The organism is Citrobacter sp. wls829 (genome assembly GCF_005280825.1).
Classification (GTDB): domain Bacteria; phylum Pseudomonadota; class Gammaproteobacteria; order Enterobacterales; family Enterobacteriaceae; genus Citrobacter; species Citrobacter gillenii.
This window is the reverse complement of sequence record NZ_SZWP01000029.1, coordinates 1-25973: the sequence shown is the minus strand read 5'-3', so window position 1 is coordinate 25973 and position 25973 is coordinate 1. Positions and strand designations below refer to the sequence as shown.

Here is a 25973-nt window from a genome sequence, read left to right as displayed (position 1 = left end):
CGGATGGTCTTATGCTGAGTATTCTCTGGAATCTGGCTGCATTCATCGTCGCACTCGGTGTGCTTATCACCGTGCATGAATTTGGTCATTTCTGGGTTGCCCGGCGCTGTGGTGTTCGCGTTGAGCGTTTTTCCATTGGTTTTGGAAAGGCGCTGTGGCGGCGCACTGATAGATTGGGCACCGAATACGTCATCGCCCTGATCCCTCTCGGCGGCTACGTCAAAATGCTGGATGAGCGTGCAGAACCGGTGGTGCCGGAACTGCGCCACCACGCGTTCAACAACAAAACGGTTGGGCAGCGTGCGGCCATTATTGCCGCAGGTCCGATTGCAAACTTCCTTTTCGCTATTTTTGCTTACTGGCTAGTGTTTATCATCGGCGTCCCTGGTGTTCGTCCGGTTGTGGGTGAAATAACACCCAACTCGATTGCCGCACAGGCGCAAATTCAGCCAGGTACGGAACTAAAAGCGGTTGATGGTATCGAAACCCCTGATTGGGATACCGTGAGATTGCAGCTGGTCGCTAAAATTGGCGATGAGCAGACCATTCTTAGCGTGGCGCCGTTTGGCAGCAACCAGCGACAGGACAAAACGCTGGATTTGCGCCAATGGGCATTTGAGCCAGACAAACAGGATCCCGTTACGAGTTTAGGGATTCGTCCACGTGGTCCGCAGATTGAACCGGTGCTGTCAGAAGTACAGGTTAACTCCGCAGCAAGTAAGGCGGGTTTGCAAGCTGGCGACAGGATCGTTAAAGTCAATGGCCAGCCGCTCACGCAATGGATGACGTTCGTGACGCTGGTGCGTGATAATCCGAATAAGCCGTTAGCGCTAGAAATTGAAAGGCAGGGGAGTTCCTTGTCTTTGACGTTAACTCCGGACTCAAAACCGGGTAACGGTCAGGAAGAGGGATTTGCGGGTGTCGTGCCTAAAATTATTCCTCTGCCTGATGAGTATAAGACTGTACGCCAGTATGGACCATTCGGCGCCATCCTCGAAGCCTCGGATAAAACGTGGCAGTTGATGAAGTTGACGGTCAGTATGCTGGGAAAATTGATTACCGGTGATGTGAAACTGAACAACCTCAGTGGGCCGATTTCTATCGCCCAGGGGGCTGGGATGTCAGCGGAGTTCGGGGGGATTTATTACCTGATGTTCCTTGCGCTTATCAGCGTGAACTTAGGGATAATTAACCTGTTTCCGTTGCCCGTTCTTGACGGGGGGCATCTGCTGTTCCTGGCGATTGAAAAGCTGAAGGGCGGTCCGGTATCCGAGCGGGTTCAAGACTTTAGTTATCGCATTGGCTCGATTTTGCTGGTGTTGTTAATGGGGCTTGCACTTTTCAATGATTTCTCTCGGTTGTAAGAGAGTGTTAGGAAGAACGCATAATAACGATGGCGATGAAAAAGTTGCTCATAGCGTCGCTGCTGTTTAGCAGCGCCACCGTATACGGTGCTGAAGGGTTCGTCGTGAAGGACATTCATTTCGAAGGCCTACAGCGAGTCGCCGTTGGTGCGGCTCTCCTCAGTATGCCGGTGCGCACAGGCGACACGGTTAATGATGAAGATATCAGTAATACCATTCGTGCTCTGTTCGCCACCGGTAACTTTGAGGATGTCCGCGTCCTGCGCGATGGTGATACCCTTCTGGTTCAGGTAAAAGAACGCCCGACGATTGCCAGCATCACTTTCTCCGGTAACAAATCGGTTAAAGATGACATGCTGAAGCAAAACCTCGAGGCGTCTGGCGTGCGTGTTGGCGAGTCTCTCGATCGCACCACGCTTGCCGATATCGAAAAAGGCCTGGAAGATTTTTACTATAGCGTCGGTAAGTACAGCGCCAGTGTGAAAGCGGTGGTGACGCCGTTGCCACGTAACCGCGTTGACCTCAAACTGGTGTTCCAGGAAGGTGTCTCGGCGAAGATCCAACAGATCAATATCGTCGGTAACCATGCCTTTACAACCGACGAATTGATCTCTCACTTCCAACTGCGCGATGAAGTGCCGTGGTGGAACGTGGTGGGCGATCGTAAATACCAGAAACAGAAACTGGCGGGCGACCTTGAAACCCTGCGTAGTTACTATCTGGATCGCGGCTATGCTCGCTTCAATATCGACTCCACGCAGGTCAGCCTGACGCCGGATAAGAAAGGTATCTACATCACCGTCAACATTACAGAAGGCGAGCAGTATAAGCTTTCTGGGGTACAGGTGAGCGGTAACCTGGCTGGACACTCTGCCGAAATTGAGAGCCTGACGAAAATCGAACCGGGTGAACTCTATAACGGCACCAAAGTGACCAAAATGGAAGATGATATCAAGAAGCTTCTGGGTCGCTACGGTTATGCCTACCCGCGCGTACAGTCGCAGCCTGAAATCAACGATGCCGATAAGACGGTTAAATTGCGCGTAAACGTGGATGCGGGTAACCGTTTCTATGTGCGTAAGATCCGCTTTGAAGGTAACGATACCTCTAAAGACTCCGTCCTGCGTCGTGAAATGCGCCAGATGGAAGGTGCCTGGCTGGGTAGCGATCTGGTCGATCAGGGTAAAGAGCGTCTGAATCGTCTGGGCTATTTCGAAACAGTCGACACCGATACTCAGCGTATTCCGGGCAGTCCGGATCAGGTTGATGTGGTCTACAAGGTGAAAGAACGTAACACCGGTAGCTTTAACTTCGGCGTCGGGTACGGTACCGAAAGCGGCGTGAGCTTCCAGGCGGGCGTTCAGCAGGATAACTGGTTAGGTACCGGGTATTCTGTCGGCATTAACGGCACCAAAAACGATTACCAGACCTATACTGAATTGTCTGTGACCAACCCGTACTTCACCGTGGATGGTGTGAGCCTTGGTGGCCGCGTCTTCTATAACGACTTTGAAGCGGATGACGCAGACCTGTCTGACTACACCAACAAAAGTTATGGTACAGACGTCACACTGGGCTTCCCGATCAACGAATATAACACGTTGCGTGCGGGCCTGGGTTACGTGCATAACTCCTTGTCTAACATGGATCCACAGGTTGCAATGCAACGTTATCTGGTTTCCATGGGTGAAAATCCTGATGCGGATAGCTTCAAATCAGACGATTTCACCTTCAACTACGGTTGGACGTATAACAAGCTGGACCGTGGCTATTTCCCAACGGAAGGTACGCGTGTCAACCTGAACGGGAAAGTCACCGTTCCGGGTTCTGATAACGAATACTACAAAGCGACGTTGGATACCGCGACCTACGTACCGATCGATGACGACCATAAATGGGTTGTTCTGGGTCGTACCAAGTGGGGTTATGGTGATGGATTAAGCGGCAAAGAAATGCCGTTCTATGAGAACTTCTATGCCGGTGGTTCCAGCACCGTGCGTGGCTTCCAGTCCAACACCATTGGTCCAAAAGCCGTCTATTTACCGGCAAATCGTTATAATAATGATGACGATTATGACAACGAATGTGACACCACCAATACGTCACCGTGTAAATCAGACGATGCAGTGGGCGGTAACGCCATGGCTGTCGCCAGCCTGGAGTTTATTACCCCAACGCCGTTTATTAGCGACAAGTATGCTAACTCGGTCCGTACCTCCTTCTTCTGGGATATGGGTACCGTCTGGGATACCAACTGGGATTCTGCGAAGTATTCTGGCTATCCAGACTACAGCGATCCGAACAATATCCGTATGTCTGCGGGTATCGCGTTACAATGGATGTCCCCATTAGGGCCGTTGGTCTTCTCCTACGCCCAGCCGTTCAAAAAGTACGATGGAGACAAATCAGAACAGTTCCAGTTTAACATTGGTAAAACCTGGTAATTGTTCTGCGCAAAGGAATGTAGTGGTAGTGTAGCGATGACTTTAGGCGATCCTGCATAGGGTCGCCTGGCCACGCAAAGAACTGTACCTTCGGGTGCAAATGGGATGGTAAGGAGTTTATTGTGAAAAAGTGGTTATTAGCTGCAGGTCTCGGTTTAGCGATGGCAACGTCCGCACAGGCTGCCGACAAAATTGCAATCGTCAATATGGGTAGCCTGTTCCAACAGGTTGCGCAGAAGACTGGTGTATCCAGCACGCTGGAAAACGAGTTCAAAGGCCGCGCCAGCGAACTGCAGCGCATGGAATCCGATCTGCAATCTAAAATGCAGCGTCTGCAATCCATGAAAGCAGGTAGCGATCGTACTAAGCTGGAAAAAGACGTTATGGCTCAGCGCCAGACTTTCTCTCAGAAAGCGCAAGCTTTTGAACAGGATCGTGCACGTCGTTCCAACGAAGAACGTGGCAAACTGGTTACGCGTATCCAGACAGCCGTGAAATCTGTCGCTAGCAGCCAGAGCATCGATCTGGTCGTTGACGCAAACACCGTTGCTTACAACAGCAGCGATGTTAAAGACATCACCGCTGACGTACTGAAACAGGTTAAATAAGTAATGCCTTCAATTCGACTGGCTGATTTAGCAGAGCAGTTGGATGCAGAATTACACGGTGATGGCGATATCGTCATCACCGGCGTAGCGTCCATGCAATCTGCGCAAACTGGCAATATTACGTTCATGGTGAATCCTAAGTACCGTGAGCATTTAAGCCTGTGCCAGGCTTCTGCCGTTGTGATGACGCAGGACGATCTTCCTTTTGCTAAGAGTGCTGCGCTGGTAGTGAAGAACCCCTACCTGACCTATGCACGAATGGCGCAAATTTTAGATACCACGCCTCAGCCGGCACAGAACATTGCACCCAGTGCAGTGATTGATGCGACGGCAAAGCTGGGTAGCAATGTCTCTGTTGGCGCAAATGCGGTCATCGAGTCTGGCGTAGAACTGGGCGATAACGTGGTTATCGGCGCAGGCTGTTTCGTCGGAAAAAACACAAAAATCGGTGCAGGTTCACGCTTGTGGGCGAATGTGACGATTTATCACGATATCCAGATCGGTGAACATTGCCTGATCCAGTCCAGCACCGTTGTCGGATCTGACGGCTTTGGCTATGCGAACGATCGTGGTAATTGGGTGAAGATCCCACAGCTTGGTCGCGTAATTATTGGCGATCGTGTCGAGATCGGCGCTTGCACGACCATCGATCGTGGCGCTCTGGACGATACCGTGATCGGCAATGGTGTTATCATTGATAACCAGTGTCAGATTGCGCATAACGTTGTGATTGGCGACAATACGGCGGTAGCCGGTGGCGTCATTATGGCGGGCAGTCTGAAGATTGGCCGTTACTGCATGATTGGCGGCGCCAGTGTGATCAATGGGCATATGGAAATATGCGACAAAGTCACGGTCACTGGTATGGGTATGGTGATGCGTCCTATCACCGAACCAGGCGTCTATTCCTCAGGCATTCCGCTACAGCCCAACAAGGTATGGCGTAAAACAGCTGCACTGGTGATGAATATTGATGATATGAGCAAGCGCCTCAAAGCAATTGAGCGCAAGGTTAATCAACAAGACTAAAGCACCTTTTTTGCACGTCTGACTTTTCGGCCTGTCCCATTCATACGATTGCGACAGGCCGTGTTATTATTGCCTTTTAGTATATTTTGACAGGAAGAGTATTTTGACTACTAACACTCATACTCTGCAAATTGAAGAGATTTTAGAACTTCTGCCGCACCGTTTTCCGTTTTTGCTGGTTGATCGTGTGCTGGATTTTGAAGAAGGTCGTTTTCTGCGCGCAGTGAAAAATGTATCCGTTAACGAGCCTTTCTTCCAGGGCCACTTCCCGGGTAAACCGATTTTCCCTGGCGTGCTGATTCTGGAAGCAATGGCCCAGGCAACGGGTATTCTGGCGTTTAAAAGCGTAGGAAAACTGGAGCCAGGCGAGCTGTATTATTTCGCTGGTATCGATGAAGCACGCTTCAAGCGTCCTGTCGTACCTGGCGATCAGATGATCATGGAAGTCACTTTCGAGAAAACGCGCCGTGGCCTGACCCGTTTTAAAGGGGTTGCACTGGTTGACGGTAAAGTTGTGTGCGAAGCAACGATGATGTGTGCCCGTAGCCGGGAGGCCTAATACGTGATTGATAAATCCGCCTTTATTCACCCGACCGCCATTGTGGAAGAGGGCGCCAGTATTGGTGCCAATGCCCACATTGGACCTTTTTGTATTGTTGGACCCCATGTTGAAATTGGTGAGGGTACCGTACTGAAGTCTCACGTTGTCGTGAATGGCCATACTAAAATTGGTCGCGATAACGAGATCTATCAGTTTGCCTCCATCGGCGAAGTAAACCAGGATCTGAAGTATGCTGGCGAACCGACCCGCGTGGAAATTGGCGATCGCAACCGCATCCGCGAAAGCGTCACCATTCATCGTGGCACAGTGCAAGGCGGTGGGTTGACGAAGGTGGGCAGCGATAACTTACTGATGATCAACGCGCACGTTGCGCATGATTGTACGATTGGTAATCGCTGTATTCTGGCGAATAACGCCACGCTTGCCGGACACGTTTCGTTGGATGATTTCGTTATCATCGGCGGGATGACGGCGGTGCATCAGTTCTGCATCATCGGCGCACATGTGATGGTTGGTGGTTGTTCTGGTGTTGCTCAGGACGTTCCGCCGTACGTTATCGCCCAAGGTAATCATGCCACGCCATTTGGCGTCAACATCGAAGGTCTGAAGCGTCGCGGGTTCACCCGTGAAGCGATTACCGCGATCCGTAACGCCTATAAAGCGTTGTATCGCAGTGGTAAAACTCTGGAAGAAGTGAAGCCGGAAATCGCCGAGCTGGCGAAGCAGTACCCGGATGTTCAGGCTTTCAGTGATTTCTTTGAACGCTCAACGCGTGGCCTGATTCGTTAATGACTGAGCAGCGTCCATTAACGATTGCCCTCGTCGCCGGAGAAACCTCCGGCGATATTCTTGGTGCAGGATTAATTCGCGCACTCAAGGCGCGTGTACCCAATGCCCGTTTTGTTGGCGTGGCAGGTCCGCTGATGCAGGCCGAAGGCTGTGAAGCATGGTACGAAATGGAAGAGTTGGCGGTAATGGGCATTGTTGAAGTGCTCGGACGCCTGCGCCGTTTACTGCATATTCGCGCCGATCTGACTCGTCGTTTTACCGATCTCAAGCCGGACGTTTTCGTTGGCATTGATGCACCTGATTTTAATATTACCCTTGAAGGGAACTTGAAAAAACAGGGCATTAAAACCATTCATTACGTCAGCCCTTCCGTGTGGGCATGGCGACAGAAACGCGTTTTCAAAATAGGCAGATCCACCAATATGGTGCTGGCCTTTCTGCCTTTCGAAAAAGCGTTTTATGACAAATTTAATGTCCCGTGCCGCTTTATCGGCCACACCATGGCGGACGCCATGCCGTTGGATCCGGATAAAAACGCGGCTCGCGACGTGCTGGGTATTCCCCATGATGCGCACTGCCTGGCACTATTGCCAGGAAGCCGGGGCGCTGAAGTGGAGATGCTTAGCGCTGATTTTCTGAAAACAGCACAGTTGCTACGCCAGCAGTATCCCGATCTCGAAGTGGTCGTGCCGCTGGTGAATGCCAAACGACGAGAACAGTTTGAGCGCATTAAAGCTGAGGTAGCACCGGAACTTTCCGTACATCTGCTTGATGGGATGGGACGCGAAGCGATGGTTGCCAGCGATGCAGCGCTGCTGGCTTCAGGCACGGCAGCGCTGGAGTGTATGCTGGCGAAGTGCCCGATGGTTGTCGGCTACCGTATGAAACCCTTCACGTTCTGGCTGGCGAAACGTCTGGTGAAAACCGATTATGTTTCGTTGCCGAACCTGCTGGCGGGAAGAGAATTAGTCAAAGAGCTGTTGCAGGATGAATGCGAACCGCAGGCGTTGGCGAAAGCGCTGCAGCCGTTGCTGGCGAATGGCAAAATCAGCCATGCGATGCACGATACGTTCCGCGACCTGCACCAGCAGATCCGTTGTAATGCTGATGAGCAGGCGGCGGATGCAGTCCTGGAGTTAGCACAATGATTGAATTTGTTTATCCACATACGCATTTAGTGGCGGGTGTGGATGAAGTAGGACGAGGCCCTTTGGTCGGGGCTGTGGTGACAGCTGCTGTTATTCTTGATCCAGCGCGTCCGATAGTCGGTCTGAACGACTCCAAAAAACTCTCTGAAAAGCGTCGTCTGGCGCTTTACGATGAAATCAAAGAAAAAGCGTTAAGCTGGAGCCTGGGACGGGCGGAACCGCATGAAATCGACGAGCTGAATATTCTGCATGCCACCATGCTGGCCATGCAGCGCGCGGTGGCCGGTTTGCACATTACGCCTGAATACGTGCTGATTGACGGTAATCGTTGCCCGGTATTGCCGATGCCGTCGATGGCGGTGGTGAAAGGGGACAGTCGCGTGGCGGAAATCAGCGCAGCGTCTATTTTGGCGAAAGTCACCCGCGATGCGGAGATGGCGACGCTGGATACGGTTTTCCCGCAGTACGGCTTTGCGCAGCACAAAGGCTACCCAACAGCTTTTCATCTGGCGGCGCTTATAGAGCATGGCGCGACAGAACACCACCGTCGCAGCTTTGGCCCTGTTAAACGCGCACTGGGACTCACGTCCTGATTCTTGTGGCAAGAATAAGTAAACCGGAATCTGAAGATGTCTGAACCACGTTTCGTCCACCTGCGGGTACACAGCGACTACTCCATGATTGATGGGTTGGCAAAAACGGGGCCGCTGGTGAAAAAGGCGGCCGCGTTGGGCATGCCTGCACTAGCGATCACCGATTTTACTAACCTGTGTGGTTTGGTGAAGTTTTACGGAGCGGGTCACGGTGCGGGCATTAAACCGATTGTTGGTGCTGATTTTCATGTCCGTAGCGAGCAGTTTGGCGACGAGTTGACGCAACTAACGGTGCTGGCGGCCAATAATACGGGCTATCAGAATCTGACGTTGTTGATATCAAAAGCCTATCAACGTGGCTATGGATCCGAAGGACCGGTCATCGACAGAGACTGGTTGCTTGATTTAAAAGAAGGCTTAATTTTACTTTCCGGTGGTCGCATGGGCGACGTCGGACGGAGCTTGCTACGCGGTAACAGCGCGCTGGTTGATGAGTGCGTCACGTTTTATGAAGAACATTTCCCCGATTGTTATTTTCTGGAACTGATCCGTACCGGCAGGCAGGACGAAGAGAATTATTTGCATGCCGCAGTGGCGCTGGCCGAAACGCGGGGTCTGCCGGTGGTGGCGACCAACGATGTTCGCTTCCTTGAAACCGGAGATTTTGACGCGCATGAGATCCGCGTGGCGATCCATGATGGTTTCACACTCGATGATCCGAAACGTCCGCGCAACTATTCGCCGCAGCAGTATATGCGCAGCGAAGAAGAGATGTGCGAGCTGTTTTCCGACATTCCGGAAGCGCTGCAAAATACCGTCGAGATAGCCAAGCGCTGTAACGTGACGGTGCGTCTGGGTGAATACTTCCTGCCGCAGTTCCCGACCGGAGATATGACCACCGAAGACTATCTGGTTAAAAAATCGAAAGAAGGTCTGGAAGAGCGTCTGGCGTTTTTGTTCCCGGATGAAGCCGAACGCAAAGAGAAGCGCCCACCTTACGACGAACGCCTGGACATTGAACTTCAGGTTATCAACCAGATGGGGTTCCCGGGCTACTTCCTGATCGTCATGGAGTTTATCCAGTGGTCGAAAGACAACGGCGTGCCGGTCGGACCTGGCCGTGGTTCCGGTGCCGGCTCACTGGTGGCCTATGCGCTAAAAATTACCGATCTTGATCCGCTGGAATTTGACCTGCTGTTCGAACGTTTCCTTAACCCGGAACGTGTCTCGATGCCTGACTTCGACGTTGACTTCTGTATGGAGAAACGCGACCAGGTGATTGAACATGTGGCGGAAATGTATGGTCGAGACGCGGTATCACAGATTATTACCTTTGGTACGATGGCCGCAAAAGCGGTTATCCGCGACGTGGGCCGCGTACTGGGGCATCCGTACGGGTTTGTCGACAGGATTTCTAAACTGGTGCCACCCGATCCGGGGATGACGCTGGCAAAAGCCTTTGAGGCAGAGCCGCAGCTGCCAGAGATCTACGAAGCGGACGAAGAGGTCAGGGCGCTGATCGACATGGCGCGTAAGCTGGAAGGCGTCACGCGTAATGCCGGTAAGCATGCGGGCGGCGTGGTTATTGCGCCCACTAAAATTACCGACTTTGCTCCGCTCTATTGTGATGAAGAAGGTCTTCATCCGGTCACTCAGTTTGATAAAAACGACGTGGAATACGCCGGGTTGGTTAAGTTTGACTTCCTGGGTCTGCGTACGCTGACGATCATTGACTGGGCGCTGAAAATGATCAACCCGCGTCGGGCAAAGCAGGGACTGGAGCCGATTGACATCGCCGCCATCCCGCTCGACGATAAAAAATGTTTTGATATGCTGCAGCGCTCGGAGACAACCGCCGTCTTCCAGCTTGAATCTCGCGGCATGAAGGATCTGATCAAACGCCTGCAGCCTGACTGCTTCGAAGATATGATAGCCCTGGTGGCGTTGTTCCGCCCAGGCCCACTGCAGTCGGGAATGGTAGATAACTTTATCGACCGTAAGCACGGGCGAGAAGAGATATCCTACCCGGATGTACAATGGCAGCATGAGTGCCTGAAACCTGTTCTGGAGCCGACGTACGGCATTATCCTGTATCAGGAACAGGTCATGCAGATTGCCCAGGAGCTGTCTGGTTATACTCTTGGCGGCGCGGATATGCTGCGCCGTGCTATGGGTAAGAAAAAGCCGGAAGAAATGGCCAAGCAGCGCGGCACCTTTGAAGAAGGGGCGAGAAAGCGCGGCGTAGACGGTGAGCTGGCGATCAAAATCTTTGACCTGGTGGAGAAATTCGCCGGGTACGGGTTTAACAAATCGCACTCCGCAGCCTACGCGCTGGTGTCTTACCAGACGCTATGGTTGAAAACGCATTACCCCGCCGAGTTTATGGCCGCGGTAATGACCGCCGATATGGATAACACTGAGAAAGTGGTCGGGCTGGTGGATGAATGCTGGCGTATGGGGCTGAAAATCCTGCCGCCGGATATCAACTCCGGGCTGTATCATTTCCACGTAAATGATGATGGCGAGATTGTGTATGGCATCGGCGCGATAAAAGGCGTGGGTGAAGGCCCCATTGAAGCTATTATTGAAGCGCGTAACAAAGGTGGCTATTTCCGCGAGCTGTTCGATCTCTGTGCCCGTACGGATATCAAAAAGCTAAACCGCCGGGTGCTGGAAAAACTGATCATGTCCGGGGCGTTTGACCGCCTTGGCCCGCATCGCGCCGCACTGATGAATTCGCTGAACGACGCGCTTAAAGCCGCCGATCAGCACGCAAAAGCCGAAGCCATCGGTCAGGCCGATATGTTTGGCGTTCTGGCCGAAGAGCCGGAACAAATTGAACAATCCTATGCCAACTGTACGCCGTGGCCGGAGCAGGTGGTATTAGATGGTGAGCGTGAAACGTTAGGGCTTTACCTGACGGGACACCCCATCAACCAGTATTTAAAAGAAATTGAGCGCTATGTCGGAGGCCACAGGCTGAAAGACATGCATCCGACAGAACGTGGTAAAGTTACCACGGCTGCGGGGCTCGTCATTGCTGCGCGGGTAATGGTCACCAAGCGCGGCAATCGTATCGGCATCTGCACGCTGGATGACCGTTCCGGGCGTCTGGAAGTGATGTTATTTACCGATGCCCTGGATAAATACCAGCATTTGCTGGAAAAAGACCGCATACTTATCGTCAGCGGACAGGTCAGCTTTGATGACTTCAGCGGTGGGCTTAAAATGATGGCCCGTGAAGTCATGGATATTGACGAAGCCCGGGAAAAATACGCTCGCGGGCTTGCTATCTCGCTGACGGACAGGCAAATTGATGACCAGCTTTTAAACCGACTCCGTCAGTCTCTGGAACCCCACCGCTCGGGGACAATTCCAGTACATCTCTACTATCAGAGGGCGGATGCACGTGCGCGGTTGCGTTTTGGCGCAACGTGGCGTGTCTCTCCGAGCGATCGTTTACTGAACGATCTCCGTGGCCTTATTGGTTCGGAGCAGGTGGAACTGGAGTTTGACTAATACAGGAATACTATGAGTCTGAATTTCCTTGATTTTGAACAGCCGATTGCAGAGCTGGAAGCAAAAATCGATTCTCTGACTGCGGTGAGCCGTCAGGATGAGAAACTGGATATTAACATCGATGAAGAAGTGCATCGCCTGCGTGAAAAAAGCGTAGAACTGACGCGCAAAATCTTTGCCGATCTTGGCGCATGGCAGGTAGCCCAGCTGGCTCGCCATCCACAGCGTCCGTACACCCTGGATTACGTCCGCCTGGCGTTTGATGAATTTGATGAGCTGGCGGGCGATCGTGCCTATGCGGATGATAAAGCTATCGTCGGCGGCATCGCGCGTCTTGATGGTCGTCCCGTGATGATCATTGGTCATCAGAAAGGCCGCGAGACTAAAGAAAAAATTCGTCGTAACTTCGGCATGCCAGCACCGGAAGGCTATCGCAAAGCGCTGCGCCTGATGGAAATGGCCGAACGTTTCAAGATGCCGATCATTACCTTCATTGACACCCCTGGGGCTTATCCGGGCGTGGGCGCGGAAGAACGCGGTCAGTCTGAAGCGATTGCGCGTAACCTGCGTGAAATGTCACGTCTGAGCGTACCGGTTATCTGCACCGTTATCGGCGAAGGTGGCTCCGGTGGCGCGCTGGCGATCGGCGTGGGCGATAAAGTGAATATGCTGCAATACAGCACCTATTCTGTTATCTCCCCGGAAGGCTGTGCATCCATTCTGTGGAAAAGCGCAGACAAAGCGCCGTTGGCGGCAGAAGCGATGGGCATTATTGCCCCGCGTCTGAAAGAGCTGAAGCTGATCGATTCTATCGTACCGGAACCGCTGGGCGGGGCGCATCGTAATCCAGAAGTCATGGCTGCGTCGCTGAAAGCACAGCTGCTGGCCGATCTGGCCGATCTCGATGTGTTAAGTACGGAAGAGCTGAAAAATCGCCGTTACCAGCGACTGATGAGCTACGGTTACGCGTAAACTGCATATATTCTGAAAAGGGCCACAACGCTGTGGCCCTTTTTTTTACCTGCGGTTTGACCAGGCTATGATTAACTAAGGTTTTTCCAGGAGGAACGCATGAATATCATTGCCATCATGGGACCGCATGGCGTCTTTTATAAAGATGAGCCCATCAAGGAACTTGAACGTGCACTACTGCAGCAGGGATTTCAGATTATCTGGCCGCAGAATAGCGTCGACCTGCTGAAATTTATTGAGCATAACCCGCGAATTTGCGGCGTCATTTTTGACTGGGATGAGTACAGCCTGGAGCTGTGTAGCGATATCAACCAGCTTAACGAATACCTGCCGCTTTACGCCTTTATCAATACCCATTCGACGATGGATGTCAGCGCACACGACCTGCGCATGGCGCTGTGGTTTTTCGAGTATGCTCTAGGCCAGTCTGACGATATTGCCACCCGTATTCGCCAGTACACCAATGAATACCTCGATAACATCACTCCGCCGTTTACCAAGGCGTTGTTCACCTACGTGAAAGAAGGGAAGTATACCTTCTGTACGCCGGGGCACATGGCGGGGACGGCATACCAAAAGAGTCCAGTGGGCTGCCTGTTCTATGACTTTTTTGGCGGCAATACGCTCAAGGCCGACGTCTCCATTTCCGTGACCGAATTGGGTTCGCTGCTGGACCATACTGGCCCGCACCTGGAGGCCGAAGAGTATATCGCCCGCACCTTTGGGGCAGAGCAGAGCTATATGGTGACGAATGGCACCTCGACGTCGAATAAAATTGTCGGTATGTATGCTGCCCCGACTGGAAGTACGCTACTGATCGATCGTAACTGTCATAAATCACTGGCGCATTTGCTGATGATGAGCGACGTGGTACCCATCTGGCTGAAGCCCACGCGTAATGCGCTGGGTATTCTTGGCGGCATACCTAAACGTGAATTTACCCGTGAGAGTATTGAGCGCAAAGTCGGAGAGACCGCCCAGGCCCAGTGGCCAGTACATGCGGTGATCACCAACTCTACCTACGACGGTCTGCTGTATAACACCAACTGGATCAAACAGACGTTGGACGTGCCGTCTATTCACTTTGACTCGGCCTGGGTGCCCTACACCCATTTTCACCCGATCTATCAGGGGAAAAGCGGCATGAGCGGCGAACGAGTACCTGGTAAGGTTATCTTTGAAACCCAGTCGACCCACAAGATGCTGGCGGCGCTGTCGCAGGCCTCTCTGATCCACATTAAAGGTGACTACGATGAAGAGACCTTTAATGAAGCCTTTATGATGCATACCTCGACGTCGCCGAGCTACCCGATTGTCGCGTCAATAGAAACGGCGGCGGCAATGCTGCGCGGCAACTCAGGCAAGCGCTTAATCAATCGCTCCGTTGAGCGTGCGCTGCATTTTCGCAAAGAAGTACAGCGACTGCGGGAAGAATCGGACGGCTGGTTCTTTGATATCTGGCAGCCGGAAAAGGTGGATGAAGCGGAATGCTGGCCCGTTGCGCCGGGTGAAGACTGGCATGGGTTTACCGATGCCGACGCCGACCACATGTTCCTCGACCCGGTGAAAGTGACTATTCTGACACCGGGGATGGATGAACAGGGAAACATGAGTGACGAAGGGATCCCGGCGGCGCTGGTGGCGAAATTCCTCGACGAACGCGGTGTCGTGGTGGAGAAAACGGGTCCGTATAATCTGTTATTTTTGTTCAGCATTGGCATTGATAAAACCCGGGCGATGGGGTTGCTACGTGGGCTGACAGAGTTCAAACGTTCGTACGATCTGAATTTGCGTGTGAAGAATATGCTGCCAGATTTGTATGCTGAAGATCCGGATTTCTATCGCAATATGCGTATTCAGGATCTGGCACAGGGGATCCATAATCTGATCCGCCAACACGATCTCTCCGGGCTAATGCTACGGGCATTTGACACCCTACCGGAAATGAAAATGACGCCACATCAGGCCTGGCAGCGGCAGATCAAAGGCGAGGTGGAGACGGTGACGCTTGACCAACTGGTGGGGCGCATTTCTGCAAATATGATCCTGCCTTATCCTCCCGGCGTACCGTTGCTGATGCCGGGGGAAATGATCACCGAAGACAGCCGGGCGGTGCTCGATTTCCTGTTGATGCTGTGTTCTGTCGGCCATCATTATCCTGGATTCGACACGGATATTCATGGCGCTAAACTGGGTGAGGACGGCGTGTACCGTGTGAGAGTCCTAAAAATGGCATCGCAGCTTGCCTGAACCGACCGCGGACGAGTAACGTGCGAAAAGAAAACTAAAGAGGCTAAGAAGCTATGCTGGGATTAAAACAGGTTCACCATATTGCCATTATTGCGACGGACTACGCGGTGAGTAAGGCATTTTACTGCGACGTGCTGGGCTTTACGCTGATGAGCGAGGTCTACCGGGAAGAGCGCGACTCCTGGAAAGGCGATCTGGCGCTGAACGGGCAGTACGTGATTGAGCTTTTTTCTTTTCCATTTCCACCTTGCCGTCCCAGCCGACCGGAAGCCTGCGGGTTACGCCATCTGGCGTTCAGCGTGGATGATGTGGAAAAGGCGATAGCCCATCTGGAAAATCATAATGTGAAATGTGAGGCAGTACGTGTCGACCCCTTTACCGGCAAACGCTTTACTTTTTTCAACGATCCGGATGGATTACCGCTTGAATTATACGAGCAGTAAGGCTTGTCATTGTAACGGTAGCCCGGTAACGTGCCGGGCAATACCCTAGTAAGTACTCATCATGACGACACTCACACTAAACACTTCACTTCTGACATCTCCCCATATCTTGGTGGCCTTTAGCGGTGGCCTCGACTCGACCGTGCTGTTGCACCAACTGGTGCTGTGGCGAAAACAACACCCCGACGTCTTACTACGCGCTATCCACATCCACCATGGATTGAGTCCGCACGCAGACGAATGGGTGACGCACTGCGAATCGGTTTGTGCGCAATGGCAGGTGCCGCTGGTGGTTGAACGGGTGCATCTTCAGGATGACGGGCTGGGGATAGAGGCGCAGGCCCGGCGGGCGCGCTATCAGGCTTTTGCCCGGACGCTGCTGCCCGGTGAAGTGCTGATGACCGCCCAGCATCTTGATGACCAGTGTGAAACCTTTTTGCTGGCGCTCAAACGCGGCAGCGGCCCGGCCGGACTTTCTGCAATGGGGGAAAGTTCACCGTTTGCTGGGACCCAGCTTATTCGCCCGCTATTGGCGCAAACGCGTGACGCGCTTGAACGCTGGGCGTTGGAGCATGGACTACGCTGGATTGAAGATGAAAGTAATCAGGATGATGCCTACGATCGCAATTTTCTGCGGCTACGTATAATCCCGCAACTGCAACAGCGCTGGCCGCACTTTGCTGAAGCGGCGGCCCGCAGTGCGGTGCTGTGTGCCGAGCAGGAACGTTTGTTGGATGAGTTACTTGCCAATGATTTAGCGGAGTGTGTCACCGAGCAGGACACCCTTTTAGTTGAGCCATTAATGACGATGAGCGATGTACGACGTGCAGCGCTGCTTCGTCGCTGGCTGGCAGGGCTGAATGCACCGATGCCATCCCGGGATGCGCTGGCGCGAATCTGGCAGGAAGTGGTGCTGGCGCGGGAAGATGCTGCGCCGTGCTTGTGCGTAGGCGAATATGCAATCCGCCGCTATCAGTCACAGCTGTGGTGGGTGAAATCCGTTACCGGGCAAAGTGAAACTGTCATCCCGTGGTCATGCTGGCAAACACCGCTGACGCTGCCTGCCGGGCTGGGAGAAGTACAGTTACTCCCAACGGGAAAATTACGTATGCCGCACGTGGGTGAACCGGTCAGTATTCGCTTTAAAGCGCCCGGGTTATTACACATTGTCGGGCGTAACGGTGGGCGTAAGCTCAAAAAAATATGGCAGGAGCAGGGAATTCCGCCCTGGCGACGCGATACCACGCCGTTACTGTTTTACGGCGAAACGCTGATTGCGGCAGCCGGTGTCTTTGTTACGCGGGAAGGACAGGCGGAAGGGGAAGAAGGCGTGAATCTGGTATGGCATGCCTGATGGCGCTGCGCTTATCAGGCCTACGTATCGCATGGAAAGTAGGCCGGATAAGGTGCTTACACCGCCATCCGGCAACAAAATAATCAGGATTCGCTAACCACCACGGTACCGATTTCCGGGTGGCTGAAGCTGGCAATCTTGTCGAGACGAAGCTCACGTGATTCTCCAGAGACGTCTGCAACCAGATATTCCACATTTTTGCGTGAAACCAGGTCATTGGCTTTCGCCTGCAGCACTTCGCCATCTTTCAGCGCCAGCGTCAGTAATAAATGGTGCTGGCAGGCGAGCTCAAGATTGTCGTAATCATCACAGTTAATGGGTTGATACGTTTCATTCATTGACATAATCGCTCACCAGTAAGTTCGCGGCAGCATAGGCCGCTTTTTCTCTGACCGACTCTGAAAGGGCGCTGTCTTCCGCCACTTCATTCAGCACTTTCAATACGCAACCCAGCGCATCCGGGACATACCCTAAGTCTCCGCTGGCGATTTCCGCGTACCGCTTGCGTATTAACTCACAATATTTTTCCACATGCCCTCCTGTCAGTACTCTGACTTAACCGTGGATGCAAGTCTAAGCCTACGAAGATAAACTCTGTTTAGCAAGGTGACTATACCATACTCATTCAAGCAATATCAGCGCCTTGATTGAAGAGCTGTTAGCAGCCTTTTGGCGTAGTTTTCGCTACAATGTGCGCCTGATTCGAAAGGAGTTCTCTCATGGCGCTTAAAGCGACAATTTATAAAGCCGTTGTCAACGTGGCGGATCTTGACCGCAACCAGTTTCTTGACGCGGCATTGACGCTGGCGCGTCACCCTTCTGAAACCCAGGAACGCATGATGCTGCGCCTGTTGGCATGGATTAAATATGCCAATGAGCGGTTACAGTTTACGCGGGGCTTGAGCGCAGAAGATGAGCCAGAAGCATGGCTGCGTAACGATCATCTGGGCATTGATTTATGGATTGAACTCGGCCTGCCGGATGAGCGTCGGATTAAGAAGGCCTGTACTCAGTCTGGGGAAGTTGCTCTGTTTACCTATAACAGTCGGGCGGCGCAAATCTGGTGGCAGCAAAACCAGAATAAGTGCGCACAGTTTAAAAATTTGACTGTCTGGTATCTGGATGACGAACAGCTGGCGCAGCTGAGCGACTTTGCCGGGCGTACTATGACGTTGCAGGCGACCATCCAGGATGGGGCTATCTGGTTGTCAGACTCTCAGAACAATCTGGAAATTCATCTGACCGCGTGGCAGCAGCGTTGATGATCGTTCTCTCCCGAAACGTCTCTATCCCTGATAATGAGCTGGAAATCACGGCTATCCGGGCACAGGGTGCGGGTGGGCAGCACGTTAATAAGACCTCGACGGCCATCCATTTGCGCTTTGACATTCGGGCCTCTGGCCTGCCAGAGTATTACAAGGAACGCTTGCAGGCGGCCAGTCATCATCTGATCACTGCCGACGGTGTCATCATCATTAAGGCGCAGGAATATCGCAGTCAGGAACTCAACCGAGACGCGGCTCAGGCCAGGCTGGTGGCGTTGATTAAAGAATTAACCGCAGTGCAAAAAAGCCGCCAGGCAACGCGTCCTACGCGCGCCTCGAAAGAGCGCCGGTTGTCATCGAAGGCGCAAAAATCCACCGTGAAGGCGCTGCGCGGGAAAGTTCGTCGTTCGCAGGACTGACGAACAGGAATAAAAAAATCATAAGGATTTTATAGTGAAAACAGCAATATTGTCAGTGGTCGCTGTATGCACGCTCTTTTCCTTGATCGGCTGTAATAATCGTACTGACGTCGAAGCATTGCAGTCGACGCGGGCGGCAGAATTAAAACCGATGCAGCAAAGTTGGCGTGGCATCTTGCCCTGCGCCGACTGCGAAGGGATTGAAACCTCGCTGTTCCTGGAAAAAGACGGGACCTGGGTGATGAACGAACGGTATCAGGGCGTACGGGATGAACCGTCTTCCTTTGCCTCCTATGGCACCTGGGCACGCACGGCGGATAAGCTGGTGTTGACCGACAGCAAAGGTGAGAAGTCTTACTACCGGGCAAAAGGCGAGGCGCTGGAAATGCTCGATCGTGAAGGTAATCCGATCGAATCGCAGTTCAACTATACCCTTGAGCCGGTGTCAGCCAGTTTGCCCGTCACGCCAATGCCGATGCGTGGGATGTATTTCTACATGGCGGATGCGGCTGTCTTTACCGACTGTGCGACGGGCAAGCGTATGCCGGTAGCAAATAATGCCCAGCTTGAACGCGGCTATTTAGCTGCTCGCACGGAAACTGGCCAATCGGTCTTGTTGACCCTTGAAGGGCATTTCACGCAGGAGGCGAACCCGGATACGGGCGAGAAGGTGAAAACGCTGATGGCGGATAAAGACGCGAAGTTTATACCCGGTAAAGGGTGTAATTAATCTCTGAAAAAAGGCCCTGATGATCAGGGCCTTTTGCTGTATCAGCCTTTAATGGCTTTAATCAGATAATCGACGATGTCGCCGGTTTTAATCAGCTGTTTCTCGCCGTGACGACGGTATTTGTACTCGATATCATCGTTGTCGAGGTTACGGTCACCCAGCACGATGGTATGCGGAATACCGATCAGTTCCATATCGGCAAACATCACGCCTGGACGTTCTTTACGATCGTCCATCAGCACTTCGATACCCTGCGCGCGTAGCTCAGCGTAAAGCTTCTCAGCCAGTTCCTGTACGCGGTAGGATTTGTGCATGTTCATCGGCAGAATCGCCACCTGGAACGGCGCGATGGCGTCCGGCCAGACAATGCCGCGATCGTCAAAGTTCTGTTCAATAGCGGCAGCAACAACGCGAGTCACCCCGATACCGTAGCAGCCCATGGTCAGAATCTGGTTACGACCATCTTCGCCCTGAACGGAAGCTTTCATTGCTTCAGAGTACTTGGTACCCAGCTGGAAGATGTGACCGACTTCGATACCGCGTTTAATCAGTAGTGTGCCTTTGCCGTCCGGGCTCGGGTCGCCGGCAACGACGTTACGGATGTCAGCCACTTCTGGCGTGGCGACATCACGATCCCAGTTAATACCGAAATAGTGTTTACCGTCGATGTTAGCACCTGCTGCGAAGTCGCTCATGACCGCAACGGTACGATCGATAACTACCGGGATTGGCATGTTCACTGGACCGAGCGAGCCAGGACCTGCTTTGACTACGGCACGAATTTCTTCTTCGGTGGCGAAGGTCAGCGGGCTGGCAACCTGCGGCAGTTTTTCTGCTTTGATTTCGTTCAGTTCGTGATCGCCACGAACCAGCAGCGCAACCAGCGGGTAGCTGCTGCCTTCGACCGCTTTCACCAGCAGCGTTTTAACGGTTTTTTCGATCGGCAGATTGAACTGCTCAACCAGCTCAGCGATGGTTTTCGCGTTTGGCGTATCGACCAGCGTCATTTCCTGCGTGGCGGCGCCGCGCGGTTCTTTTGGTGCTACGGCTTCTGCAAATTCGATGTTGGCAGCAAAGTCGGAGCTGTCAGAGAACACCACGTCATCTTCGCCGCTCTGCGCCAGAACCTGGAATTCGTGAGAAGCGCTACCGCCGATAGAACCGGTGTCAGCCTGTACCGCACGGAAATCCAGACCCATACGGTTGAAGATCTTGCTGTACGCGGCATACATTGCGTCGTAGGTTTCTTGCAAAGATTCCTGAGTCGTATGGAAAGAGTACGCATCTTTCATCAGGAATTCACGGGAGCGCATGACGCCGAAACGCGGACGCACTTCGTCACGGAATTTAGTCTGGATCTGGTAGAAGTTCAGCGGCAGCTGTTTGTAGGAGCTGAGCTCGTTACGGATCAGGTCGGTGATCACTTCTTCATGCGTTGGGCCGAGTACGAATGGACGATCGCCGCGGTCAGCAATACGCAGCAGTTCCGGGCCGTACTGTTCCCAACGGCCGCTCTCTTCCCACAGTTCAGAAGGCTGAACTACCGGCATTAACACCTCGATAGCACCGGCGTTGTTCATCTCTTCACGCACGATGTTTTCGACTTTTTTCAGGACGCGCACGCCGGTCGGCAGCCAGGTATATAACCCGGAGGCCAGCTTGCGAATCATCCCGGCGCGCAGCATCAGCTGGTGGCTGATAACCTCGGCGTCGGCAGGTGTCTCCTTCAGAGTGGAGAGCAGATATTGGCTAGTACGCATGTTGTTACGGTTCCAGTTGAACGATCGAACAGGCTCAACGCGAGCCTGACACAAAAAAAGTGGTTTAGTTTACCAGCGAGAAAGGGATGTCAAAAGAGAAGGGTGCGAAATTACCGGGGTTCGAGCGCAAAGACTTCGAAACCCTCTGCCGTCACGCGCCAGCGCACGTTGAAATCGTGTAGCCAGACGGCGTACGTTTTGCCTGTCTCTTCACCCTTACGATACGCAGGACGCGGGTCCTGTGCCAGCACTTCACCAATAAATGTTTTTAGCAGCGGATAACGTTTTTCCATCATCAGAAGTTGTTGCTCAACCTCAGGGGTGAAACCGACCGCCATTTCCGCGACTGGCGCATGCTGTGCATAGCTGGCGGTGGCATCGGGTAGTGCTTCAGCAAACGGCAGGTAGGGCTTGATATCGACCACCGGAGTTCCGTCGACCAGATCCAGACTGCCCAGTTGTAGGACGACGTTATCTTTCTGGCAGACAATACCTTTTAGTTCGACCAGCGACATGCCGACAGGGTTAGGGCGAAAGGTCGAACGTGTAGCAAAGACGCCCATTCTGGCGTTGCCGCCAAGTCGGGGCGGGCGTACGGTTGGCCGCCATCCACCTTCCATTGTCTGGTGAAAAACAAAAATCACCCACAAATGGCTGAACGCTTCCAGGCCGCGAACGGCATCGGCCTGGTTATACGGTGCGAGCAAATGCAGTTCGCCGTTGGCACTTTTCACCAGACCTGGCTGGCGTGGAACGGCGAATTTTTCTTTATAGGGAGAGCGGATAACGCCTATTTGCTCGAACTGAAAGTGGCTCATTTCGTCGAAATATTCAGTGCAGAACCAATGCAAACCGCCTGACGATAGCAACCCGGTGTTCCGCTGGTCACTTCGCAACTGTGCAGCAATACCGCATTCGCTTTCATTTTAGAGGCATTAATCTGCATGCGTTTGCGTGCGGTTGGAATGCTTGGAGGAGAATCCTGGTTTGATGCCTGGCAGGATTCACCGCTGACTTCACCCAGATCGCGGAATGGTTTACCGACCAGATCTTCAGCGTTGGTGATAATTCTTACCGGTGTGGCACGCGGTGCTTTTGGTTTTTCTGGCTCCACTTTCGGCGGGGTCGTAGTGCTTTGAACGGGTTCAACAGGGGATCTGCTTAACATAGAACAGCCGCTCAACATGAGTGCTACTAAACAGATCGGTAAAGCACGCATAATATTTCCTCAATGAATGATCTAAACGTCAGATATTGAATCAGGTGCTTGCATAAATGACAAGACGGGCAAGCGCCCGTCCTGATGATATTACAGATTCTGGAAACAGCCTAAAATTACCAGCCCTTAACAGCGCCGCCATTGAAGACTTTGTTTGCCGCTTCGTAAACTTCGTCGGACTGATATGCTTCAACGAATTTCTTCACGTTCTCAGCATCTTTATTGTCTTCGCGAGTTACGATCAGGTTTACGTACGGGGAGTCTTTATCTTCAACAAAGATACCGTCTTTTGCCGGGGTCAGGCCGATCTGGCTGGCGTAGGTGGTATTGATAACCGCCAGCGCGATCTGTGCGTCGTCCAGTGAACGCGGCAGCTGTGGTGCTTCCAGCTCTACCAGCTTCAGGTTTTTCGGGTTTTCAACCACATCCAGCGCGGTTGGCAGCAGGCCAACGCCGTCTTTCAGTTTGATCAGGCCCACTTTCTGCAGCAGCAGCAGGGAACGGCCGAGGTTAGTCGGGTCGTTTGGAATCGCTACCTGAGAACCGTCCTGCAGTTCATCCAGTGATTTGATTTTTTTGGAATAGCCAGCAATTGGGTAGACGAACGTATTGCCTGCAGCAACCAGTTTGTAACCGCGATCTTTGATCTGCTGATCCAGGTATGGTTTGTGCTGGAAGGCATTGGCATCGATATCGCCTTTGCTCAGCGCTTCGTTAGGCAGGACGTAATCGTTGAACGTGACCAGTTCAACGTCCAGACCGTATTTTTCTTTCGCCACTTTCTGCGCGACTTCGGCAACCTGCTGCTCTGCGCCAACAATAACGCCCACTTTGATGTGGTTTGGATCTTTTTCATCCTGACCGCAACCCACAAGTGCCAGAGAACCGATCAGGGCTCCAACTGCCGCAAAGGTTTTGAATTTGAACGCCATGCTTATTTCCTTTTCTTAATGAGTTTTTCTGTGTTGTGTGTAACGTTACTTGTGCGTGACCGCCCGGACGATGCGATCGCCGGATAACTGAATTAAATAAACCAGAACGACAAGTAATACCAGTACTGTATTCATCACGGTAGCGTTGTATCCAATGTAACCGTATTGATAGCCAATCTGCCCAAGACCGCCCGCACCGACGGCTCCGCCCATTGCTGAGTAACCGACCAGGGTAATCAGCGTGATCGTTGCCGCATTCACCAGGCCTGGCAACGCTTCTGGTAGTAACACTTTACGCACGATCTGTAACGGCGTAGCGCCCATCGCTCTTGAGGCTTCAATCAGCCCGGTCGGGATTTCCAGCAGCGCATTTTCTACCATTCGGGCAATAAACGGTGCGGCACCCACGGTCAGCGGGACGATAGCAGCCTGTAAACCGATCGAGGTGCCGACAATCATGCGGGTAAATGGAATCATCCATACCAGCAGTATAATGAATGGGATGGAGCGGAAAATATTGACCAGCGCCGACAGCGTACGATAGAGCTTCGCGTTCTCGATGATTTGCCCCGGACGCGTGACGTACAGCAGTACGCCGACGGGCAGGCCAATCACAAAGCCAAAAAAACCGGACACAAAGGTCATTGCCAGCGTTTCCCATACGCCGCGAACTAGCAGCCACATCATTGGCTCAGACATAACCCAGTACCTCTACTTTTACATGGTGTTCCTGCAGCCAGTTGATGGCCGCTTGTGTATCTTCTTGTGCGCCGTGCATTTCAGTCAGCATGATGCCGAACTTGACGCCACCGGCGTAATCCATCTGCGCACTGATAATGTTGTTGTTCACATTAAAGCGGCGAGCAATTTCGGAAAGCAGTGGGGCATCGACAGAGTGGCCGGTAAACTCCATACGCAGCATCGGGACGCTATCGGCTTCTGGTTCTGCTTTTAAGCGTTCCTGATAATCTTCTGGAATATCCAGATGCAGCGTGGATTGAATGAATTTCTGCGCCAGCGGCGTTTTCGGATGTGAAAACACTTCACTCACCGTGTCCTGCTCGATCAGTTCACCGTTACTGATAACCGCCACGCAGTCACAAATACGTTTTACGACGTCCATCTCATGGGTAATCAGCAGGATGGTTAACCCAAGACGGCGGTTAATGTCTTTCAGTAATTCCAGAATCGAACGGGTCGTTGCCGGATCGAGTGCGCTGGTGGCCTCATCGCACAGCAATACCTTCGGTTGGCTTGCCAGAGCACGGGCAATGGCGACACGCTGTTTCTGGCCGCCTGAAAGGTTGGCGGCATAGCTGTCGTGCTTATCGCCAAGGCCCACTAAATCCAGCAGCTCGGTAACGCGACGTTTGATCTCTTCTTTTGGGGTGTTGTCCAGCTCCAGTGGAAGCGCGACGTTACCAAATACCGTGCGGGAAGACAGCAGGTTAAAGTGCTGGAAAATCATGCCGATTTGACGGCGAGCTTTGGTCAGCTCGGATTCAGAAAGCGTAGTGAGCTCCTGACCGCCGACCTGTACACTGCCCTCCGTTGGGCGTTCAAGTAAGTTAACGCAGCGGATGAGCGTACTTTTACCGGCACCTGAGGCGCCAATAACGCCATAAATCTTTCCGGCAGGAACATGCAGGCTGACATTGTTCAGTGCCTGAATGGTGCGCGTCCCCTGCTGGAACACTTTGGTGATATTCGAAAGTTTAATCATGGATTATTTATTATCGTAATTAAGTTAGCCGTGGCATTTTCGTCTGTCTGGTACGGTCGACGTCGTTAATAAAATGGATGTTAAGGCATCCAGACGTCTAAATCAATCTAGCTTTGCACGATGAGCACTTTCTTGCCTGCCGAAACATGCGATACTAGAGCAACATGCCTTATTCAGGAGCTATAAAAGGTGGCAAAGTCTGTACCTGCAATTTTTCTCGACCGTGACGGCACCATTAATGTGGACCACGGTTACGTACATGAGATCGACGAGTTCGAGTTTATCGACGGCGTTATTGATGCCATGCGTGAACTTAAACAGATGGGCTATGCACTTATCGTCGTGACTAACCAGTCGGGTATTGCCCGCGGTAAATTTACTGAAGCGCAGTTCGAAACGCTGACGGAGTGGATGGACTGGTCGCTGGCCGATCGTGATGTTGATCTGGATGGCATCTACTATTGTCCTCACCACCCGCAGGGAACAGTAGAAGAGTACCGCCAGGTTTGCGACTGTCGTAAACCGCATCCAGGAATGCTTCTCTCTGCGCAAGAGTTCCTGCACATCGATATGGCGGCTTCCTATATGGTGGGCGACAAAATAGAAGATATGCAGGCAGCAGCAGCCGCTAACGTTGGGACCAAAGTATTGGTGCGCACGGGTAAGCCTGTCACGCCAGAAGCAGAAAATGCGGCTGATTTAGTGATAAATAGCCTGGCTGACCTGCCATTGGCGATAAAAAAGCAGCAAAAGTAAGCGTTATGGATAAAAGGTGAGCGGTTGAAACAAAAATGCATTTTTCCGCTTGTCTTCCTGAGTCGACTCCCTATAATGCGCCTCCATCGACACG

At 52.6% G+C, this 25973-nt stretch carries 25 protein-coding genes; 17 read left to right on the top strand and 8 right to left on the bottom strand.

What is annotated here, in order from left to right:
* The first annotated feature begins 11 nt into the window (after positions 1–11).
* The 13 genes from rseP (at position 12) to tilS (ending at position 17075) form a co-directional block, all read left to right on the top strand.
* Positions 12–1364, top strand: coding sequence for a sigma E protease regulator RseP (gene rseP, locus FDW88_RS02745; RefSeq protein ID WP_096758235.1), 1353 nt, complete (start codon positions 12–14; stop codon positions 1362–1364).
* Positions 1365–1393: 29 nt separating this feature from the next.
* The gene (gene bamA, locus FDW88_RS02740; RefSeq protein ID WP_137361975.1) at positions 1394–3808 is read left to right on the top strand and encodes an outer membrane protein assembly factor BamA; all 2415 of its coding nucleotides are present in this window, start codon (positions 1394–1396) and stop codon (positions 3806–3808) included.
* 122 nt (positions 3809–3930) lie between these two features.
* Entirely contained in the window at positions 3931–4416 is a 486-nt protein-coding gene (skp, locus tag FDW88_RS02735; RefSeq protein WP_096758233.1) for a molecular chaperone Skp, read from the top strand.
* Positions 4417–4419: 3 nt separating this feature from the next.
* Positions 4420–5445 (top strand): UDP-3-O-(3-hydroxymyristoyl)glucosamine N-acyltransferase, encoded by a 1026-nt coding sequence (gene lpxD, locus FDW88_RS02730; RefSeq protein WP_115259393.1) that lies wholly within the window; start codon positions 4420–4422, stop codon positions 5443–5445.
* Between the two features lie 103 nt (positions 5446–5548).
* Entirely contained in the window at positions 5549–6004 is a 456-nt protein-coding gene (gene fabZ / locus FDW88_RS02725; protein ID WP_000210739.1) for a 3-hydroxyacyl-ACP dehydratase FabZ, read from the top strand.
* 3 nt (positions 6005–6007) lie between these two features.
* On the top strand, positions 6008–6796 hold the full coding sequence (gene lpxA, locus FDW88_RS02720; protein ID WP_096758231.1) for an acyl-ACP--UDP-N-acetylglucosamine O-acyltransferase: 789 nt from the start codon (positions 6008–6010) through the stop codon (positions 6794–6796).
* On the top strand, positions 6796–7944 hold the full coding sequence (gene lpxB / locus FDW88_RS02715; RefSeq protein ID WP_137361974.1) for a lipid-A-disaccharide synthase: 1149 nt from the start codon (positions 6796–6798) through the stop codon (positions 7942–7944). Before lpxA ends, lpxB begins: the two co-directional genes overlap by 1 nt.
* A complete protein-coding gene (rnhB, locus tag FDW88_RS02710; RefSeq protein ID WP_115259391.1) occupies positions 7941–8537 on the top strand; it encodes a ribonuclease HII in 597 nt (198 codons plus the stop codon). Before lpxB ends, rnhB begins: the two co-directional genes overlap by 4 nt.
* A gap of 36 nt (positions 8538–8573) precedes the next feature.
* A complete protein-coding gene (gene dnaE, locus FDW88_RS02705) occupies positions 8574–12056 on the top strand; it encodes a DNA polymerase III subunit alpha (protein ID WP_096758228.1) in 3483 nt (1160 codons plus the stop codon).
* Positions 12057–12068: 12 nt separating this feature from the next.
* Positions 12069–13028 carry an acetyl-CoA carboxylase carboxyl transferase subunit alpha gene (gene accA / locus FDW88_RS02700; protein ID WP_096758227.1) on the top strand — a complete coding sequence of 320 codons (960 nt, stop codon included), beginning with the start codon at positions 12069–12071 and terminating at the stop codon, positions 13026–13028.
* 99 nt (positions 13029–13127) lie between these two features.
* Positions 13128–15278 carry a lysine decarboxylase LdcC gene (gene ldcC / locus FDW88_RS02695; protein WP_137361973.1) on the top strand — a complete coding sequence of 717 codons (2151 nt, stop codon included), beginning with the start codon at positions 13128–13130 and terminating at the stop codon, positions 15276–15278.
* A 53-nt stretch (positions 15279–15331) separates the two neighbouring features.
* Positions 15332–15721, top strand: a complete 390-nt coding sequence (locus FDW88_RS02690; RefSeq protein ID WP_096758225.1) for a VOC family protein — start codon at positions 15332–15334, stop codon at positions 15719–15721.
* A gap of 61 nt (positions 15722–15782) precedes the next feature.
* Positions 15783–17075, top strand: coding sequence for a tRNA lysidine(34) synthetase TilS (tilS, locus tag FDW88_RS02685; protein ID WP_137361972.1), 1293 nt, complete (start codon positions 15783–15785; stop codon positions 17073–17075).
* Between the two features lie 83 nt (positions 17076–17158).
* Here the strand turns inward: tilS and rof are convergent, their stop codons facing one another.
* On the bottom strand, positions 17159–17419 hold the full coding sequence (gene rof, locus FDW88_RS02675; RefSeq protein ID WP_096758223.1) for a Rho-binding antiterminator: 261 nt from the start codon (positions 17417–17419) through the stop codon (positions 17159–17161).
* Positions 17406–17606 (bottom strand): YaeP family protein, encoded by a 201-nt coding sequence (locus FDW88_RS02670; protein WP_096758222.1) that lies wholly within the window; start codon positions 17604–17606, stop codon positions 17406–17408. Before FDW88_RS02670 ends, rof begins: the two co-directional genes overlap by 14 nt.
* A 188-nt stretch (positions 17607–17794) precedes the next feature.
* On the opposite strand from FDW88_RS02670, the gene FDW88_RS02665 reads away from it, so the two are divergent.
* Genes FDW88_RS02665 through nlpE form a run of 3 tightly spaced genes read left to right on the top strand, consistent with a single transcriptional unit; the run spans position 17795 to position 19489 of the window.
* Positions 17795–18337, top strand: coding sequence for a YaeQ family protein (locus FDW88_RS02665; protein ID WP_115259385.1), 543 nt, complete (start codon positions 17795–17797; stop codon positions 18335–18337).
* Positions 18337–18759 (top strand): alternative ribosome rescue aminoacyl-tRNA hydrolase ArfB, encoded by a 423-nt coding sequence (gene arfB, locus FDW88_RS02660; protein WP_137361971.1) that lies wholly within the window; start codon positions 18337–18339, stop codon positions 18757–18759. The genes FDW88_RS02665 and arfB overlap by 1 nt, the downstream gene beginning before the upstream one ends.
* Positions 18760–18790: 31 nt before the next feature.
* Positions 18791–19489: an envelope stress response activation lipoprotein NlpE gene (nlpE, locus tag FDW88_RS02655; RefSeq protein WP_115259383.1), complete on the top strand. Its 699-nt coding sequence runs from the start codon at positions 18791–18793 to the stop codon at positions 19487–19489.
* A gap of 41 nt (positions 19490–19530) precedes the next feature.
* On the opposite strand, the gene proS is transcribed toward nlpE, so the two are convergent.
* The 6 genes from proS to metN all read right to left on the bottom strand — a co-directional run bounded on the left by proS (position 19531) and on the right by metN (position 25123).
* A complete protein-coding gene (gene proS / locus FDW88_RS02650; protein ID WP_137361970.1) occupies positions 19531–21249 on the bottom strand; it encodes a proline--tRNA ligase in 1719 nt (572 codons plus the stop codon).
* Between the two features lie 110 nt (positions 21250–21359).
* A complete protein-coding gene (gene tsaA, locus FDW88_RS02645; RefSeq protein ID WP_137361969.1) occupies positions 21360–22067 on the bottom strand; it encodes a tRNA (N6-threonylcarbamoyladenosine(37)-N6)-methyltransferase TrmO in 708 nt (235 codons plus the stop codon).
* A complete protein-coding gene (gene rcsF / locus FDW88_RS02640; protein WP_096758216.1) occupies positions 22064–22468 on the bottom strand; it encodes an Rcs stress response system protein RcsF in 405 nt (134 codons plus the stop codon). The genes tsaA and rcsF overlap by 4 nt, the downstream gene beginning before the upstream one ends.
* Positions 22469–22584: 116 nt before the next feature.
* A complete protein-coding gene (gene metQ / locus FDW88_RS02635; RefSeq protein ID WP_096758215.1) occupies positions 22585–23400 on the bottom strand; it encodes a methionine ABC transporter substrate-binding lipoprotein MetQ in 816 nt (271 codons plus the stop codon).
* Positions 23401–23445: 45 nt separating this feature from the next.
* Positions 23446–24099, bottom strand: coding sequence for a methionine ABC transporter permease MetI (locus FDW88_RS02630; RefSeq protein WP_003018471.1), 654 nt, complete (start codon positions 24097–24099; stop codon positions 23446–23448).
* Entirely contained in the window at positions 24092–25123 is a 1032-nt protein-coding gene (metN, locus tag FDW88_RS02625; RefSeq protein WP_137361968.1) for a methionine ABC transporter ATP-binding protein MetN, read from the bottom strand. The genes FDW88_RS02630 and metN overlap by 8 nt, the downstream gene beginning before the upstream one ends.
* A 189-nt stretch (positions 25124–25312) precedes the next feature.
* Here metN and gmhB point away from each other — a divergent pair, with 189 nt between their 5' ends.
* Entirely contained in the window at positions 25313–25879 is a 567-nt protein-coding gene (gmhB, locus tag FDW88_RS02620; protein WP_115259377.1) for a D-glycero-beta-D-manno-heptose 1,7-bisphosphate 7-phosphatase, read from the top strand.
* The last annotated feature ends 94 nt before the right edge of the window (positions 25880–25973 follow it).

Coding starts and splice junctions, on each gene's coding strand:
- FDW88_RS02665 (WP_115259385.1), top strand. CDS start 17,795: ATGGCGCTTAAAGCGACAATTTATAAAGCCGTTGTCAACGTGGCGGAT.
- tilS (WP_137361972.1), top strand. CDS start 15,783: ATGACGACACTCACACTAAACACTTCACTTCTGACATCTCCCCATATC.
- tsaA (WP_137361969.1), bottom strand. CDS start 22,067: ATGAGCCACTTTCAGTTCGAGCAAATAGGCGTTATCCGCTCTCCCTAT.
- rnhB (WP_115259391.1), top strand. CDS start 7,941: ATGATTGAATTTGTTTATCCACATACGCATTTAGTGGCGGGTGTGGAT.
- lpxD (WP_115259393.1), top strand. CDS start 4,420: ATGCCTTCAATTCGACTGGCTGATTTAGCAGAGCAGTTGGATGCAGAA.
- rof (WP_096758223.1), bottom strand. CDS start 17,419: ATGTCAATGAATGAAACGTATCAACCCATTAACTGTGATGATTACGAC.
- metN (WP_137361968.1), bottom strand. CDS start 25,123: ATGATTAAACTTTCGAATATCACCAAAGTGTTCCAGCAGGGGACGCGC.
- arfB (WP_137361971.1), top strand. CDS start 18,337: ATGATCGTTCTCTCCCGAAACGTCTCTATCCCTGATAATGAGCTGGAA.
- bamA (WP_137361975.1), top strand. CDS start 1,394: ATGGCGATGAAAAAGTTGCTCATAGCGTCGCTGCTGTTTAGCAGCGCC.
- rseP (WP_096758235.1), top strand. CDS start 12: ATGCTGAGTATTCTCTGGAATCTGGCTGCATTCATCGTCGCACTCGGT.
- dnaE (WP_096758228.1), top strand. CDS start 8,574: ATGTCTGAACCACGTTTCGTCCACCTGCGGGTACACAGCGACTACTCC.
- proS (WP_137361970.1), bottom strand. CDS start 21,249: ATGCGTACTAGCCAATATCTGCTCTCCACTCTGAAGGAGACACCTGCC.
- metQ (WP_096758215.1), bottom strand. CDS start 23,400: ATGGCGTTCAAATTCAAAACCTTTGCGGCAGTTGGAGCCCTGATCGGT.
- accA (WP_096758227.1), top strand. CDS start 12,069: ATGAGTCTGAATTTCCTTGATTTTGAACAGCCGATTGCAGAGCTGGAA.
- ldcC (WP_137361973.1), top strand. CDS start 13,128: ATGAATATCATTGCCATCATGGGACCGCATGGCGTCTTTTATAAAGAT.
- rcsF (WP_096758216.1), bottom strand. CDS start 22,468: ATGCGTGCTTTACCGATCTGTTTAGTAGCACTCATGTTGAGCGGCTGT.
- FDW88_RS02690 (WP_096758225.1), top strand. CDS start 15,332: ATGCTGGGATTAAAACAGGTTCACCATATTGCCATTATTGCGACGGAC.
- FDW88_RS02630 (WP_003018471.1), bottom strand. CDS start 24,099: ATGTCTGAGCCAATGATGTGGCTGCTAGTTCGCGGCGTATGGGAAACG.
- lpxB (WP_137361974.1), top strand. CDS start 6,796: ATGACTGAGCAGCGTCCATTAACGATTGCCCTCGTCGCCGGAGAAACC.